General features: G+C 69.1%; 13 protein-coding genes. 4 read left to right on the top strand and 9 right to left on the bottom strand.

The genetic code is table 11. The features are described 5' to 3' along the window. Entirely contained in the window at positions 1-2,469 is a 2,469-nt protein-coding gene (locus AC1C2R_RS13480; RefSeq protein WP_495380246.1) for an ATP-dependent helicase, read from the bottom strand. Positions 2,470-2,617: 148 nt separating this feature from the next. Between AC1C2R_RS13480 and AC1C2R_RS13475 the strand changes: the two genes are divergently transcribed. Together AC1C2R_RS13475 and AC1C2R_RS13470 are read left to right on the top strand one after the other, a co-directional pair. Further along, a complete protein-coding gene (locus AC1C2R_RS13475; RefSeq protein ID WP_495352994.1) occupies positions 2,618-4,009 on the top strand; it encodes an MFS transporter in 1,392 nt (463 codons plus the stop codon). Further along, positions 4,006-4,830 (top strand): ChbG/HpnK family deacetylase, encoded by an 825-nt coding sequence (locus AC1C2R_RS13470; RefSeq protein ID WP_495352993.1) that lies wholly within the window; start codon positions 4,006-4,008, stop codon positions 4,828-4,830. The genes AC1C2R_RS13475 and AC1C2R_RS13470 overlap by 4 nt, the downstream gene beginning before the upstream one ends. Before the next feature lie 4 nt (positions 4,831-4,834). Here AC1C2R_RS13470 and AC1C2R_RS13465 read toward each other — a convergent pair whose 3' ends face one another. Next, on the bottom strand, positions 4,835-5,884 hold the full coding sequence (locus AC1C2R_RS13465) for a glycerophosphodiester phosphodiesterase family protein (RefSeq protein WP_495352992.1): 1,050 nt from the start codon (positions 5,882-5,884) through the stop codon (positions 4,835-4,837). 156 nt (positions 5,885-6,040) lie between these two features. Here AC1C2R_RS13465 and AC1C2R_RS13460 point away from each other — a divergent pair, with 156 nt between their 5' ends. Continuing rightward, positions 6,041-6,859 carry a Bax inhibitor-1/YccA family protein gene (locus tag AC1C2R_RS13460; RefSeq protein ID WP_495380245.1) on the top strand — a complete coding sequence of 273 codons (819 nt, stop codon included), beginning with the start codon at positions 6,041-6,043 and terminating at the stop codon, positions 6,857-6,859. 64 nt (positions 6,860-6,923) lie between these two features. Here the strand turns inward: AC1C2R_RS13460 and AC1C2R_RS13455 are convergent, their stop codons facing one another. After that, positions 6,924-7,994, bottom strand: coding sequence for an FAD-dependent monooxygenase (locus tag AC1C2R_RS13455; RefSeq protein ID WP_495380244.1), 1,071 nt, complete (start codon positions 7,992-7,994; stop codon positions 6,924-6,926). Between the two features lie 66 nt (positions 7,995-8,060). Here AC1C2R_RS13455 and AC1C2R_RS13450 point away from each other — a divergent pair, with 66 nt between their 5' ends. Continuing rightward, complete coding sequence (locus AC1C2R_RS13450; RefSeq protein WP_495380243.1) at positions 8,061-8,597, top strand: TetR/AcrR family transcriptional regulator; 537 nt, start codon at positions 8,061-8,063, stop codon at positions 8,595-8,597. 60 nt (positions 8,598-8,657) lie between these two features. Here AC1C2R_RS13450 and AC1C2R_RS13445 read toward each other — a convergent pair whose 3' ends face one another. The 6 genes from AC1C2R_RS13445 to AC1C2R_RS13420 all read right to left on the bottom strand — a co-directional run bounded on the left by AC1C2R_RS13445 (position 8,658) and on the right by AC1C2R_RS13420 (position 14,508). Beyond that, positions 8,658-9,107: an SRPBCC family protein gene (locus tag AC1C2R_RS13445; protein WP_495380242.1), complete on the bottom strand. Its 450-nt coding sequence runs from the start codon at positions 9,105-9,107 to the stop codon at positions 8,658-8,660. A 52-nt stretch (positions 9,108-9,159) separates the two neighbouring features. Next, on the bottom strand, positions 9,160-10,764 hold the full coding sequence (guaA, locus tag AC1C2R_RS13440; RefSeq protein ID WP_495380241.1) for a glutamine-hydrolyzing GMP synthase: 1,605 nt from the start codon (positions 10,762-10,764) through the stop codon (positions 9,160-9,162). Continuing rightward, positions 10,761-11,279, bottom strand: a complete 519-nt coding sequence (locus AC1C2R_RS13435; protein ID WP_495380240.1) for a DUF3817 domain-containing protein — start codon at positions 11,277-11,279, stop codon at positions 10,761-10,763. Before AC1C2R_RS13435 ends, guaA begins: the two co-directional genes overlap by 4 nt. A gap of 9 nt (positions 11,280-11,288) precedes the next feature. Continuing rightward, entirely contained in the window at positions 11,289-12,077 is a 789-nt protein-coding gene (locus tag AC1C2R_RS13430; protein WP_495380239.1) for an SURF1 family protein, read from the bottom strand. An 11-nt stretch (positions 12,078-12,088) separates the two neighbouring features. After that, positions 12,089-12,604: a cation:proton antiporter regulatory subunit gene (locus AC1C2R_RS13425; protein ID WP_495352984.1), complete on the bottom strand. Its 516-nt coding sequence runs from the start codon at positions 12,602-12,604 to the stop codon at positions 12,089-12,091. A 158-nt stretch (positions 12,605-12,762) separates the two neighbouring features. Further along, complete coding sequence (locus AC1C2R_RS13420; RefSeq protein WP_495380238.1) at positions 12,763-14,508, bottom strand: glycerol-3-phosphate dehydrogenase/oxidase; 1,746 nt, start codon at positions 14,506-14,508, stop codon at positions 12,763-12,765. Positions 14,509-14,620: the final 112 nt, after the last annotated feature.

Raw genomic sequence — 14,620 nt, 5'->3', positions numbered from 1 at the left:
CTAGAGCTTCTCGATGGGCGCGATCTTGATGAGGAGCTTCTTCTGCCCGGCGGTGTCGAAACTGACGTGCGCGATGCGCTTCGTGCCCTCGCCCGTGACCTGGGTGACCTTGCCCTCGCCGAAGTCGACGTGGCGGATGCGGTCTCCGGCTTCGAGCGTGAGGTCGCCGTTGTCGCGCACCGTGCCGGTGACCCGATTGGCCCACTCGGTCTTCGGCTTGTCGGCCCTGGTGACGCTGAACCGCTCGAGGTCGCGGTCGCGCGTGCCCCATGCTCCGCCAGGAGCACCGCGACGGGCGTTGAGCGCGCGCGGCTGCGTGCCCCCGCGCGACGTCGCCATGCCCGGCGACTGGCGCCAGTCGATGAGGCCCTCGGGGATCTCCTGCAGATAGCGCGACGGCATCGCCACCGCGACCTCGCCGAACTGCGCCCGGCTCATCGCGAGCGAGAGATACAGCCGCTTGCGGGCACGCGTGATCCCCACGTAGAAGAGCCGTCGCTCTTCAGCGGGCCCACCCGGTTCGGAGGCCGACATCTGGTGCGGCAGCAGGCCCTCTTCGATGCCGGTGAGGAACACCGCGTGGTATTCGAGGCCCTTCGCCGTGTGCAGCGTCATGAGCGAGACGGTGCCGGATGCGTCGTCGAGCTCGTCGGCCGCAGCCACGAGCGAGACCTGCGTGAGGAAGTCGACGAGCGTGGCCCCGGGGTTCTCGCGGTCGAAGTCGCGCGTCTGCGCGACGAGCTCTTCGACGTTCTCGGCGCGGGTCTCGTCTTGCGGGTCGCGGCTGTTGCGGAGCGCGTCGAGCAAGCCCGAATGCTCCATGAGGTACACGAGCACGTCGGAGACCTTCGCCGCACCCACGTTCGTGCCGGCGGCGATGCCCTCTGCCGAGGGCACGAGCATCGCGGCGGCCTCGTCGAGCACCTTCGCGAGCGCCGCGATCGCCCCGGTCACCTTCGGACCGAGGCCGAGCCCGTCGACCGCACGCATCGCCTGCCGGAACGTCAGTTCGTTCTGCTCGGCGAACGAGGCGAGCGCCGTCTCGGTGGCCGGACCGATGCCGCGCTTCGGGGTGTTCAGGATGCGGCGGAGTGCGAGCTCGTCAACGGGGTTGGCAACCGCGATCAGGTAGGCCATCGCGTCTTTGATCTCGGCGCGCTCATAGAACTTCGTGCCGCCGACGACGCGGTACGGCACTGCCGATCGCACGAAGATCTCTTCCAACGCGCGGGTCTGCGCGTTGGTGCGGTAGAAGACGGCGATGTCGCGATAGGCGACGCCCTCGCGGTGCAGCGACTCGATCTCGTCGGCGATGAACTGCGCCTCGTCGTGCGCGGTGTAGCCCGTGTAGCCCGTGATCTGCGCGCCATCGCCGTCGGCCGTCCAGAGCTTCTTCTCTTTGCGGTCGAAGTTGTTGGCGATCACGGCGTTCGCCGCGGAGAGGATGTTCTGGGTCGAGCGGTAGTTCTGCTCGAGCAGCACGACCTTCGCCCCCGGGAAGTCGCGTTCGAACTCCGAGATGTTGCGGATATCGGCGCCGCGGAAGGCGTAGATCGACTGGTCGGAGTCGCCGACGACCGTGAGGCTCGCGCCGGGGATCGACCCCGAGGCATCCGTGAGCCCTCGCACCAGGATGCCGTGCTCGTCGAGTTCTTCGACGAGCTCGCGCGCGACGGGCCGGGTCAGCTCGTGGATGAGCGAGTACTGCGCGTGGTTCGTGTCTTGGTACTCGTCGACGAGGATGTGCCGGAAGCGGCGCTGGTAGAGCGCCGCGACCTTCGGGAAGGCACGGAAGAGGTAGACCGTCTCGGCGATGAGGTCATCGAAGTCGAGGGCGCTCGCTGCTCGCAGCCGCCGCGTGTACTGGCGGAAGATCTCGACGAACATGGCCTCTTGCGGGTCGTTCATGTTCGCGTTGCGCGCGTGGGTGTCTGCGTCGGCGAGCTCGTTCTTCAGCTTCGAGATCTTGGCCTGCGCACTCGCGGGGGTGAAGCCCATGGTGTCGGCCGCGAGTTCTTTGATGATGCGCTTGAGGATCGTGCGCTGGTCGGCTGAGTCGTAGATCGTGAACGTCGACGACATGCCGATCGACTCGGCCTCGCGGCGCAGGATGCGCACGCACGCGGAGTGGAAGGTCGAGATCCACATGCCCGACGCGCTTTCGCCAAGCAGCGCCTGGACGCGCTCGCGCATCTCGGCCGCGGCCTTGTTCGTGAACGTGATCGCGAGGATCTGGCTCGGCCACGCCTCGCGGCTCTCGATGAGGCTCGCGATGCGGTGCGTGAGCACGCGCGTCTTGCCCGAGCCTGCGCCCGCGACGATGAGCAGCGCGGGCCCGCGGTACTCGACGGCCTCGCGCTGTTCGGGGTTCAGCCCGTCGGTCAGGCGGGAGGCGGAGTGGCCCTCGGATGTCGCGGGCTGGGCCTCGCGCCAGCCGGCCGGTTCGTCGGGGTCGAGGATCAGCGTCATATCCCCTCAAGTCTAAGCGCGACCGCCGACATCGCCCCTCGGCGGTGCGCCCACGCGACGGCCGTTCCGACGCCGTGGGAGGCGGCGGCCCATCGACGAACCTCCTCAGAATGTCGTAACATTTGCGCAGCCCGAGCGAAGGACGACGATGACCGAACGCGCTGAGACGACACCTCCTCCTGCCACCGCCCCATGGCGATATGCCATCGGCATGTTCGGCACCTCGATCCCGATCAACATGATCAAGGGGTCGATGATCCTCTACTACGTCGACATCCTCGGCCTCGACGTGCGCGTGTATGCGGGAGTCATGATCGTCTACGCCGTCATCGACGCCGTCGACAACCCGGTGCTCGGCTTCCTCTCCGACCGCACCCGCACCCGCTGGGGCCGCCGCCGGCCGTGGCTCGTCATCGGCGCACCGCTCCTCGCCGCGAGCATGATCGCCTTCTTCTCCGCGCCCGACTCGCTCGAGGGACTCGGGCTCGTGCTCTGGTTCGCGATCTTTGCGATCCTCTGCGAGGCGTTCGACTCGATGCTGAACGCGAACTACGGCGCCTTGCTTCCCGAGCTCTTCCCGCGCGAGCGCAAGCGAGCCGTCGCGAACTCGCTTCGGCAGGGCTTCCAGCTCGTCGCCCTCGTGATCTCGCTCGCGATCACGCCGCTGCTGACGACGCAAGTGTTCGGCACCGAAGACACGACGGTCGGCTTCACCACGACCGCGATCATCTACGGAGCGATCGCCACGGCCGTCATCCTTTTCATGGCGTTCAGCGCGAAGGAGAACCCCCGTTACGCCGAGGGCGCGCGGCCGCGCTTCTTCGCGACGCTCCTCACGATCATCCGCAATCCGAAGTTCTGGTCGATCGGGGTCGCGGGCGCGTGCTACGCGAGCGCGATGGCGCTCGTGCTCGCCGGACTCCAGCTGTTCGTGCGCTACTCCCTCGGCCTGCCCGTCGCGAATGCGCTCTACCTGCAGGCCACCGTCATCCTCTGCTCGGCAGGCGGCCTCGTGGTGTGGACGCGCGTGATCCGCCGCAAGGGCGCGGCGTTCACCTGGCGACTCGCATTCTTCATCCTCGCGATCAGCTTCATCCCGCTCTTCTTCGCGGTCGACCTCGTCACCGCCCTGCTCGCCGGCCTCCTCGTCGGCGCCGGCTACTCGGGCATGCTCGCCACGAACGATCTCATCGTGGCTCGCGTGCTCGACGACGACGCCCGTCGGCACGGTCAGCACCGCGAGGGACTCTTCCTCTCGGCGTTCGGTTTCTTCGGTCGGCTCAACGGCATCATCACGGGCCTCGCACTCGCCTCGCTCGGCATCTTCTTCGGCTACAACTCGGGTGACGACCCCGGCAGCCAACCGGATGTCGCGTTCCGCTTCTATCTCTGCGTGTACCCGTTCCTCCTCTGCGTGGTCGGGGCGATCCTCGCCCGGTTCATCCGGGTGCCCGATGGCCTCACCGAAGCCGAGGCCGACGGCGCGACGACCCTCGAGTCGGTGCGCACCGCCGCTGCCGACGACGAGACGGCGCAATGACGCGCCGACTCGTGCTCACCGCCGACGACCTCGGGCGTGAGCCCGAGAGCGCAGTGGAGATCGCACGTCTCGCCGCCGAGGGCGCCATCACCGCGGCGACGGTCATCGTCGTCGCGCCCGGAGCCGGGGCCGCGGCGAGCGCCGTCGCCCACGCCGGCGTCACGCCTCGGCTGCACGCGACACTCTCGAGCGAACGCGGCCTCGCCGGATGGCGGCCGATCGAAGCCGCCGCATCGCTCGTCTCGGACGACGGCATGCTGCCGTTCGATCCCGAAGAGGTGGGCACCCGGGCCGACCCCGGCGAGGTCGCCGCCGAGCTCGGCGCACAACTCCAGCGGTTGCTCGACTGGGGCATCCGACCGCTCGCCCTCGACTCGCATGCCGGCACGCTCTACGGACTCACCGGACGCTCGTTCACGGGCGAGGCCCTCGAACTCGCGGCGCGCCACCGACTGGGGTTCCGGCTCCCGCGCGACCCGACGCTCTACATCGGCAGCGCCCTTCCCGCCGAAACGGCGGCGGCGCACGCCACGGCGGTGGCTGCCGCTGACGCACTCAGCGTGCCGATTCCCGCAGCGATCGCGACGAACCGCAGCTCGGCGGCACAACTCGGCGGTTACGACGCACTCCTCGACGGCTACCTCCGCATCCTCGGGGCACTGCCCGAGGGCACGAGCGAGATCTTCATGCACCCCGCGCCCGAGCACGCCGTCGCAGGCCCCGACGGCATCGTCCGCGCGTGGGAGCTCGCGCTGCTCCGCGACGATCGGTTCCGTGCGGCGATCGACACGGAGGGCATCGAGCTCGTCGAGGCGTGGTGAACCGTCAGAGGGTCGCAGCCCGACGTGCCTCGAGCCCGAGGTCGGGCTGGTCGACGAACACCCCGTCGACCCCCATGCGCATGACCTCGACGAACTCGCCGAGCCAATCGCCGTAGGCCGCACGGGCGGTGCCGCGCCGGAACGGAGCCGACAGGAAGCGGTTCTCGGGGCGCAAGGTCCAGGTGTAGATCTCGAGGCCCGCGGCGTGCGCCGCATCGACGAGGTCGGCCCCCGTGAGCGGCTGGCTCGAGGCATCCGCTGCCCGCTTCACGCGAGCCCCGCCGACGAGCCGCGCCTTGCCGACGCTCACCCCGTCGAATCTCCCGGTGAGTCCCAGCAGTCCAGCCTCGGTCACGAACGAGTCGTAGCGGGGCGCAGCTCGGCCCTGCTCGAGCACGAGATCCCACGGCGCACTCGCGCCCTCGATGAGGAACACCCGCTTGCCCCGGATGCCGCGTGCCCCGAGCCGGTCGAGCAGTGTCGGTTCGAACGCCTCCATGATGAGCCGCTCATCGCCGCGGCCCCAGCCGGCCGCGTCGAGCTCGGCGGCGAAGAGCTCGTCGAGCGGGAGCCCCAGCGCATCGAAATGCGCGGCGTGCTTGAACTCGGCGACCATCCGCAGCAGCCGCCGCTGCTCCCCCGCGGCGAGGTCGATGATCTCGAAGAGTTCGCGCAGCCGGATGATCGGGAATCGTCCGTCGAAGCTCGCGCTCGCCTGACGGAGCGAGCCGAGGCGCTCCCGCGCACGCAGTGTGGCGAGTTCGGCCCACGTGAAGTCTTCAGTGAACCAGCCGGTGAGGGCCGTGCCGTCGATCTCGCGCGTGGTGCGGCGACCGGCGAATTCAGGGCGGCTCGCGACATCCGTGGTGCCCGAGATCTCGTTCTCGTGTCGCAGCACCAGCACGCCATCGCGCGTCGCGACGATGTCGGGCTCGACCGCGTCGGCGCCGAGCGCGAAGGCGAGTTCGTAGGCCGAGCGAGTGTGCTCTGGGCGGTAGCCCGGTGCGCCACGGTGACCGATCACGAGAGGGCGCGGAGTCTCGTCGTGCAGCATGCGATCCAGCGTAGTCAGGGCACGCGACGAAAACCGCGGGAATTCCGCGAGAACTCAAGGCGTTGTCACGGGTAACTCGGGTAGGTTTGTTCTGGCAACGGATGCCACGTGCAGCCGCCGCCCGAGCAAGATCACAGCCGAAAGCAGAGGAAACCCATGGCTCTCGACAACCCCGCCTTCGCGCGGAACTCCGCGTTCTCCGCCAAGGGAGGCGTGGCCGCCGCGCCAGACATCTCCGCGCAGCAGCTGCAAGAGATGTACAACCAGCCCGCCACCCCGCCCGCCGGCGAGACCATGGCGGTCGACACCACGATCCAGAAGGCGGCCGTCTCGTTCGGCCTGCTTCTCGTCGGTGCCGCGCTCGGCTGGGTCACGACCGAGGCCGTGCCGTTCCTCTGGATCGGCGCCGGCATCGTCGGCTTCGTGCTCGCCCTCGTCAACATCTTCAAGAAGGAGCCGTCACCGGGCCTCATCCTCGCTTACGCGGGCGTGCAGGGCGTCTTCGTCGGCGGCATCTCGTCGTGGTATGAGACGGCGTTCGGCGGCGGCATCGTCGCACAGGCGGTCATCGCGACGCTCGTCGTCGTGGGCGTGACGCTCGCACTCTTCGCCTCGGGCAAGATCCGCGCGTCGAAGAAGGCGACGAAGATCTTCCTCATCGCGATGGTCGGCTACGCGGTCTTCTCGCTCGTGAACTTCGGACTCATGATCTTCGGCGGCACCGACAGCGCGTTCGGGCTCCGCAGCGAGCCGAGCTTCATCTTCGGTATCCCGTGGGGCGTCATCATCGGCATTTTCGTCGTCATCATGGCGGCCTACTCGCTCGTGCTCGACTTCGACTTCATCCAGCAGGGCGTGCGCAACCGCGCCCCGAAGAAGTACGAGTGGTCGGGCGTCTTCGGCATCATGGTGACGGTCATCTGGCTGTACCTCGAGATCCTGCGCATGCTCGCGATCATCCAGTCCGGCGACTGACAGCGTCCCGCACTCACCGAACGGCCGCCCTCGGGCGGCCGTTCGTGTTTCCGTCCACTCGTGCTCAGCCGACGATGCTCGCGTCCCGACGGTGCGGCGTGGTGCGACTCGTGGCGCGGCTGCCGGCGAACGCCAGCACGCGATCGCGCAGGGGTTGGGCACGTTCGGCGAGCGCGAGATGCATGAGCACTCCGGATGCCGCACGCAGACGCTGCGACGATCGAACGCGAGCCCGGTCGTACGCGTTCAGCGCCTCGTCGACCGGCAGCTCCCCGAGCAGCCGCCCGAGTGCGACCGCGTCGAGGAGCGCCTCGCATGCACCTCGACCGAGATTCGGCGTCATGGCGTGGGCCGCGTCTCCGACGAGCACGAGTCGTCCGTTCACGTACGAACGCAAGCGCGGAACCGTCCAGACGCGCTGCACGAGGGTGGCCTCGGGCGCAGCCGAAGCGAGCACGTCGGCGAGGCCCGGGGCGAGCTCGTCGAGACCCTGCCGCGCGAGCTCGAGCGCGGCGGCGACATCGATGCGGCGCGGCCCGAGGTCGGAGCGGAACGCGGCATACCAGTTGGTGCCCGAACGGTGCGGCCCGACGCCGTAGAGGCGACCGCGACCCCAGTACTCGCCCATCGCCTCGGCCGGTGCGGAGTCCGGCATGACACCCCGCACCGCGAGGTACGGCGTCAGCGAGGCATCCGCTCGACTGCCCCAGCCCGAGCGCCGCACGACGCTGTGCACGCCGTCGGCCCCGACGACGAGTTCGTGGGGCGCCGCAACCAGGCTGTCGACGCGCTCGGTGGTGCGAACGACGGATGCCGGGACGGCCGCGTCGAGCGCGGCGAGCAGGTCATGGCGGGCGACGAGTACTGCCACGGGCGTCGGCAGCTCCGTCCAGGTGCGTCCGGCGGAGCTGCGCAATGGGAACCGGTCGATGGATGGGCTCGAGCGACGCAGCCCGTCGGCGATGCCGATCGACTCGAGCGCGTCGACGGCCTGGGGCCACATCGCCAAGCTGGTACGGATGCGGGCCAGCTCGGTGCGTTGCTCGACGAGCGTGACATCGAAGCGGTCGGGGTCGAGCGAAGCCGCGAGGGCGAGCCCGGCGATTCCGCCGCCGACGATGCGGATGCGAGTCATGCGCGCCACGCTACTACAAAAATAGTATAGACACTACTTTTGTAGTCGGCTCGGTACACTCGCGCTATGGACCGCCGCATTCTCGTCGCCGACGCCGCCCTCGATGTCGTCGCCGCAACCGGCATGAAGGGACTCACGCACCGCGCCGTCGACACGGCATCCGGTTCCCCCGCCGGTACCGCCTCGAACTACTACCGCACGCGTGCGGCGCTCGTGGCGGCTGCAGTCGAGCGCCTCGAGCAGCGCGACCTCGAGCTCTGGTCCGCCGGCGCGCAGCTGCCGCCCCCGGCCGACGCCGACGCCCTTGCCGACCGCCTCGCGGCCACCCTCGCCGCGTTCGTCACCGAACAGGCGGACCTCACGCGTGCCCGTCTGGTGCTCGCACTGTCGGAGCCCGATGCCGTCGTCGCAGGACACCGTCGATTCGTGGACGTGGCGCGCGCCTTGGTCGACGCCGCGGGCGTCGACCGCGCAGAAGAGCGAGCGCGCTGGCTCGCGGACTACTCGGACGGCGTGCTCCTGCACCAGCTCACGACCAGGAAGGGCGAGCCGCTCGACGTCGAGTCGCACCGCCGTGCCATCCGTCGACTGCTGCTCGAGTGAGTTACGCCCGATGATACGGGCATGAGGGCCGACGCGGGGGGCACTTCGCGGGGTCCGACCTCAGTCGCGCACGAGCCGTTCCAGTCGCCGGATGTCCGCCCGGATCGCACGCGCGAGCATCCACCGCAAAGGCAGGGCGAACCAGCGCTCCACGCCGCGGGGCCGGATGTGCACGTGGAACGTGAACACGCAGCGCAGCCCGTCGATCGGCTCGACGGACCGCCCTCCCTCCGCATCGATGCCCGAGGTCGTCCGCCACGTGAACGACCGCCCGTGCTCCACGGTCCTCACGATGCCGCCGTTGCGATAGGTCGTGCCCGCGAATCGCATGACCTCTCGCGTTGTGGTGCCGACCCCGACAGCTCCCGAAGGGTCGGGGTCCATCGTCGCAACGCCGGCGCGCCAGAGCGGGTCGTTGCCGTAGTCGGCAACCACCGCCCAGACCTCGTTCGCGGGGCGGCCGACCTCACGCGCGACCCGGAGGGAGATCCGCCTCCCGGCCGTCGCCATCAGCGGCCGAGCGTTTGGAACGACGCACGGCTCGCATCGGGCCGCCGCAGCATCATTCCCATTCGATGGTGCCCGGCGGCTTCGACGTGATGTCGAGCACGACCCGGTTGACCTCGGCCACCTCATTCGTGATGCGGTTGCTGATGCGAGCGAGCACGTCGTAGGGCAACCGAGTCCAGTCAGCGGTCATCGCGTCTTCCGACGAGACGGGCCGCAGCACGATGGGGTGGCCGTAGGTGCGGCCGTCGCCCTGCACGCCCACCGACCGCACGTCGGCGAGCAGCACGACGGGGCACTGCCAGATCTCCTGGTCGAGGCCCGCGGCGGTCAGTTCGGCACGGGCGATCGCATCCGCCGCGCGGAGCAGATCGAGACGATCACGGGTGACCTCGCCCACGATGCGGATGCCGAGGCCGGGCCCCGGAAACGGCTGACGACCGACGATCGCCTCGGGCAGGCCGAGCTCGCGCCCGATCGCACGCACCTCGTCTTTGAAGAGGGTGCGCAGCGGCTCGACGAGCTCGAACTGCAGGTCTTCGGGCAGGCCGCCGACGTTGTGGTGGCTCTTGATGTTCGCAGTGCCCGTGCCGCCGCCCGATTCGACGACGTCGGGGTAGAGCGTGCCCTGCACGAGGAACTTGATCGGTTGTCCGTCGGCGGCGGCCTCGGCGACGAGGTCGTGCTCGGCCTGCTCGAACGCGCGGATGAACTCCCGGCCGATGATCTTGCGCTTCTCCTCGGGGTCGGTGACCCCCGCGAGCGCGTCGAGGAAGACGTCGGCGGCGTCGACCGTGATGAGACGCACGCCCGTCGCGGCCACGTAGTCGTTCTGCACTTGCTCGCGCTCGCCCTGGCGAAGCAGCCCGTGGTCGACGAAGACCGCGGTCAACTGGTCGCCGACCGCCTCCTGCACGAGCGCGGTCGACACCGCAGAGTCGACGCCGCCCGAGAGCGCGGAGATCACGCGAGCCGAGCCGACCTGCTCGCGGATGCGGGCGACCTGCTCGGCGATGACGTTGCCCGAGTTCCAGTCGGCCGGGATCCCGGCAGCGCGGTGCAGGAAGTTCTCGATGACCTGCTGCCCGTACTGGGAGTGCTTGACCTCTGGGTGCCACTGCACCCCGTAGAAGCGCTTCTCATCGTTCGCGAACGCGGCGACCGGTGTCGACTCCGTCGAGGCGAGCACCTCGAAGCCGTCGGGAGCGCGCGAGACCGAGTCGCCGTGGCTCATCCACACGGTCTGCCCGGCGGGCTGACCTTCGAGCAGAACGTTGGCCTCGGCCCCTTCGACGGGCTTAGGGAGCGCCGTCAGCGTGGCGGCCGTCGCGCCGTACTCGCGGAGACCGGTGTGCGCGACCTCGCCGCCGAGCTGCTTGGCCATCACCTGGAAGCCATAGCAGATACCGAGCGTCGGCACGCCGAGCTGCAGGATACCCTCGTCGAGCGCGGGCGCACCTTCTTCGTAGACCGACGACGGCCCTCCGGACAGCACGATGCCGATGGGGTTCTTGGCCGCGACCTCAGCGGCGGTGATGGTGTGCGGCACGATCTCGGAATAGACGGATGCCTCGCGCACCCGCCGAGCGATGAGTTGCGCGTACTGCGCTCCGAAGTCGACGACGAGCACCGGCCGCTGCTCGGTGGGCTGATCGGTCACTGCTGGGCCTCCACGGGGTTGGAAGTGTCGGGGGTGTCGGATGTCGCCACGGACGGGGTCGCGTCGGCCGCATCGGCCTCGCGGACCTCGCGGGCGTCGAGGTAGCCACGCACCTCGCGGCCGATGCGCGCCTCGAGGAAGAACGAGAGGAACGGCACGACGCCGCCGAGCGCGATGATGATGAACCGGCTGAACGGCCAGCGCATGAGGCTCCAGAGACGGAAGTCGCTGAAGAGGTAGACGACGTAGAACCAGCCGTGGGCGATGAGGATGCCGGTCGACAGGTTCACACCCGTGCCGGTCGATTCGAGCCCGGCCGCCGTCTCGATCACCGGGGTGAACGCGAGCACGCCCTGATCGCCGAACGCGAAGAGCTCGAGGTGGAACACGTACTTCAGGATCATCTCGGCGCACAGCAACAGCAGCATGACACCCGTGATGACCGAGGCCACCTGGTAGAACTTCAGCGCCCCGCGAATGCGCGGCAGATCGGCAGATTTCGGCTCGAGCGGCATGGCACCAGTCTACGTGGCGTCACTGGGCGTGCGATCGACGGATGCCGCGGCCTCGGCCTGCTCGTCTCGCTCCCGCTCGACGGCATCGCGCACGAGGCGGTACCAGAGGTAGATCGCGAAGCCGGCGAAGACGACCCACTCCGCGGCATAGAAGATGTTGAGCCAGTTCAGCTCCGCCTCCTGCTCGGGCGGCGGAGAGACGATGGCTTCGAGTCCGGCGACCGGCTCGGCTGCGGTGATGTAGCCGAAGTAGACGGGCCGGTCGTCGAATTCCGCCCACACGTTGATGAACTGCGCGACAGCGACGGCCTGCATCGAGAACGGGTCGGCTTCGTCATCGGGGGCGATCGGCGCTTCGCTCGGCAGGAACCGCCCGACGAGTGTGATGGGTTCGAGGGGGTCGAGGCCGGCCTCGAACCGATCGGCCGCCTCACGAGCGGTCTGCTCGTCGGCCGCCCAACCGAGCGCGACGGGCAACCCGCCCGGCGTGCCATCCGTCACCTCGAGATGCACGACCGGCCAGAAGCCCGCGACGCCGTCGTTCAGTCGCCCTTCGACGATCACCGTGTCACCCGGCACGACGGTGCCCGTCACCTCGACGATCTGGGCGGTCGCGGCTTGCTCGGTCGGTTGGTCGGGCTCGGCGACGCCGGCGAACGGCCGCACTTCTTCGGTGGGCCGCTCGACCACGACCGACTGCTCGACCGCACGCTCGAGCTGCCACTGGCCGAGCAGTGCGAAGGCCGCGGCGATGCCGAGGGCGAGGAGCAGTGCGAGCACCCACCGTGGGCGCAGCATCATGTGGAGCATCAGGCGCTGGGGTCCTCGCCGCGCTCGAGTGGCGCCGCTCCGTGGCGGAACGCGCTGAATGCGGCGTCGACGCGCTCCTTCGGCCCGATGGCGACGATGGTGTCGCCGACCTGGGTGACGAAGTCGTCGGACGGCGTCGGATAGGCGTGGTCGTCGCGCACGACCGCAGCGATCACGACCTCACCGGGTCGATCGAACTCGCCGAGCGGACGGCCGCGCACAGCGTCGTCGGCGTCGACGACGAACCAGTCCATGGGCACGCCCGGCAGCTCGTCGAGTTCGGAAATCGACGTCACGATGCTCGTCCCGCCGAGGAGTTCGGCGACCACGCGTGCCTCGTCGTCGCTCAGCCGCACGGTCGTGGCCGGATGATCCTCGCCGCTTCCGGCCGGTCGCGTCATGAGGTCACTGGCACCCGTTCGGTGCGCGACCACCGACACCTCGACGCCGTCATCGGTCGTGAACGAGTGGAGCACGCCGACTCCGGGGAGCGCCACCCGGCGGACGTCGATCATGGCGCGGTCACCTCCGGGTCGAGCGGGATCGTCCCTAGTCTATCGACGTCCACACCTCTCGACGCCCAAGCGCCCAGGCGCACGGCCTCTGCGCTCTCAGCACCGACAGCGGGCACGTCGTCGAAATCTGCCCCGGCGGCTTGGAGCGTTCTGAGCGCTCAATCCACCTTCACGATATCGGGCGCCTCGAGCCGCACACGGTCGGCCGACTCGTCGTCGGGCTGCTCCTGCGAGGCGCGCTCTGCAGCGACCCGCTCGAGGTAGCGCTCGACCTCGAGCGACTGGCGAGCCGTGTCCCAGCCGAGCACCTCGCCCATCAGCCGTGCAGCAACGGGCGCAGCCGAGACTCCGCGATCCCACGCCTCGATCGAGATGCGGGTGCGCCGGGCGAGCACGTCGTCGAGGTGCAGGGCGCCCTCATGCGAAGCCGCGTACACGACCTCGGCGCCGAGGTAGTCGTCGGCCCCCGGCAGCGGTTCGCCGAGCGCGGCGTCATCGCGGATCAGGTCGAGCAACTCGTCGGTCATCGTGCCGTAGCGGTTCAGCAGGTGCTCGATGCGCACCTCGTGCACGCCGAACGCACGGGCGATCTTGCCGCGCTTGTTCCACGCGGCTTGGTAGCCCTCGGCCCCGAGGAGCGGAATGTCTTGCGTCGTCGACTTCGGCACCTTGTCGTCGAGCGCATCGGCGGCGGCATCGATCGCGTCCTTCGCCATGACGCGGTAGGTCGTGAACTTTCCACCTGCGATGACGACGAGGCCGGGCACGGTGTGCGCGACGAGGTGCTCACGCGAGAGCTTCGAGGTCTGGTCGCTCTCCCCGGCGAGCAGGGGCCTGAGCCCTGCGTAGACGCCCTCGACGTCTTCTCTCGTGAGCGGGATGCCGAGCACGGCGTTCACATGCTCGAGCAGGTAGTCGATGTCGGCCGCGGTCGCCGCAGGGTGGGCTTTGTCGAGGTTCCAGTCGGTGTCGGTCGTGCCGATGAGCCAGTGCCGGCCCCACGGAATCACGAACAGCACGCTCTTCTCGGTGCGGAAGATCATGCCCATCGCCGACTGGATGCGGTCGCGGGGCACGACGAGGTGCACGCCCTTCGAGGCGCGCACCTTGAACGTGCCGCGCTCGCCGACCATGCGCTGCGTGTCGTCGGTCCACACGCCGGTGGCGTTCACGACCTGCTTGGCCCGCACCTCGAAGTGCTCGTCGGTCTCGAGGTCGTGCGCCTTCACGCCGACGACCCGTTCGCCGACCTTGATGAAGCCGTCGACCTTGACACGACTCGCAACGTGCGCGCCGTAGAACGAGGCAGTACGCGCGAGACTCGCCACGTAGCGGGCGTCGTCGACCTGCGCGTCGTAATACGTGAGTCCGCCGACGAGTGCGTCCTTCGAGAGCGACGGGATCGCCCGCAGCACCTGCCGCTTCGACAGGTGCCGGTGGTGAGGCACCCCGGGTGGCCGCCCTCCGGTGTAGCTGAAGATGTCGTAGAGCAGCATGCCCGCACCGACGTACAAGCGCTCGAAGATGCGCTTCTGCACGGGGTAGAGGAACCGCACGGGCTTGACGAGGTGCGGCGCGATGCGCTGCAGCAGCAGGCCGCGTTCGATGAGCGCCTCGCGCACGAGCCGGAAGTCGAGCTGTTCGAGATAGCGGATGCCGCCGTGCACGAGCTTCGACGATCGACTCGAAGTGCCCGACGCCCAGTCACGAGCTTCGAGCATCCCGGTCGAGAGCCCTCGCGTCACGGCGTCGAGCGCCGCTCCGGTGCCGACGATGCCGCCGCCGACCACGAGGACGTCGAGCTCTTTCTCCTTCAGCCGCGCGATCGCGGCCACTCTCTCCTCTGGTCCGAGCTTGGTCGAACGCGTCACCGACTTGAGCCTCGCCGATTTCTGAGTTGCCATCGTGCACCCCATCCCCGCGGCCTCACGGCCGGGCCGCGTGATCCGTTTCCACGCTACCCGAAGCGAGACACGTTGGCACCGCGGGTTGAGGCGGTGCGCCAGTGCCGTCTCG

It is taken from the genome of Agromyces sp. Y182 (assembly GCF_059445385.1).
This window is presented reverse-complemented; position numbering and strand designations above follow the sequence as displayed.

Bases quoted from the DNA above. Each gene is read 5' to 3' on its own strand.
- AC1C2R_RS13450 (WP_495380243.1), top strand. From the start codon at position 8,061: ATGGACCGCCGCATTCTCGTCGCCGACGCCGCCCTCGATGTCGTCGCC.
- AC1C2R_RS13465 (WP_495352992.1), bottom strand. From the start codon at position 5,884: ATGCTGCACGACGAGACTCCGCGCCCTCTCGTGATCGGTCACCGTGGC.
- AC1C2R_RS13430 (WP_495380239.1), bottom strand. From the start codon at position 12,077: ATGCTGCGCCCACGGTGGGTGCTCGCACTGCTCCTCGCCCTCGGCATC.
- AC1C2R_RS13455 (WP_495380244.1), bottom strand. From the start codon at position 7,994: ATGACTCGCATCCGCATCGTCGGCGGCGGAATCGCCGGGCTCGCCCTC.
- AC1C2R_RS13470 (WP_495352993.1), top strand. From the start codon at position 4,006: ATGACGCGCCGACTCGTGCTCACCGCCGACGACCTCGGGCGTGAGCCC.
- AC1C2R_RS13460 (WP_495380245.1), top strand. From the start codon at position 6,041: ATGGCTCTCGACAACCCCGCCTTCGCGCGGAACTCCGCGTTCTCCGCC.
- AC1C2R_RS13435 (WP_495380240.1), bottom strand. From the start codon at position 11,279: ATGCCGCTCGAGCCGAAATCTGCCGATCTGCCGCGCATTCGCGGGGCG.
- AC1C2R_RS13445 (WP_495380242.1), bottom strand. From the start codon at position 9,107: ATGGCGACGGCCGGGAGGCGGATCTCCCTCCGGGTCGCGCGTGAGGTC.
- AC1C2R_RS13480 (WP_495380246.1), bottom strand. From the start codon at position 2,469: ATGACGCTGATCCTCGACCCCGACGAACCGGCCGGCTGGCGCGAGGCC.
- AC1C2R_RS13425 (WP_495352984.1), bottom strand. From the start codon at position 12,604: ATGATCGACGTCCGCCGGGTGGCGCTCCCCGGAGTCGGCGTGCTCCAC.
- AC1C2R_RS13475 (WP_495352994.1), top strand. From the start codon at position 2,618: ATGACCGAACGCGCTGAGACGACACCTCCTCCTGCCACCGCCCCATGG.
- AC1C2R_RS13420 (WP_495380238.1), bottom strand. From the start codon at position 14,508: ATGGCAACTCAGAAATCGGCGAGGCTCAAGTCGGTGACGCGTTCGACC.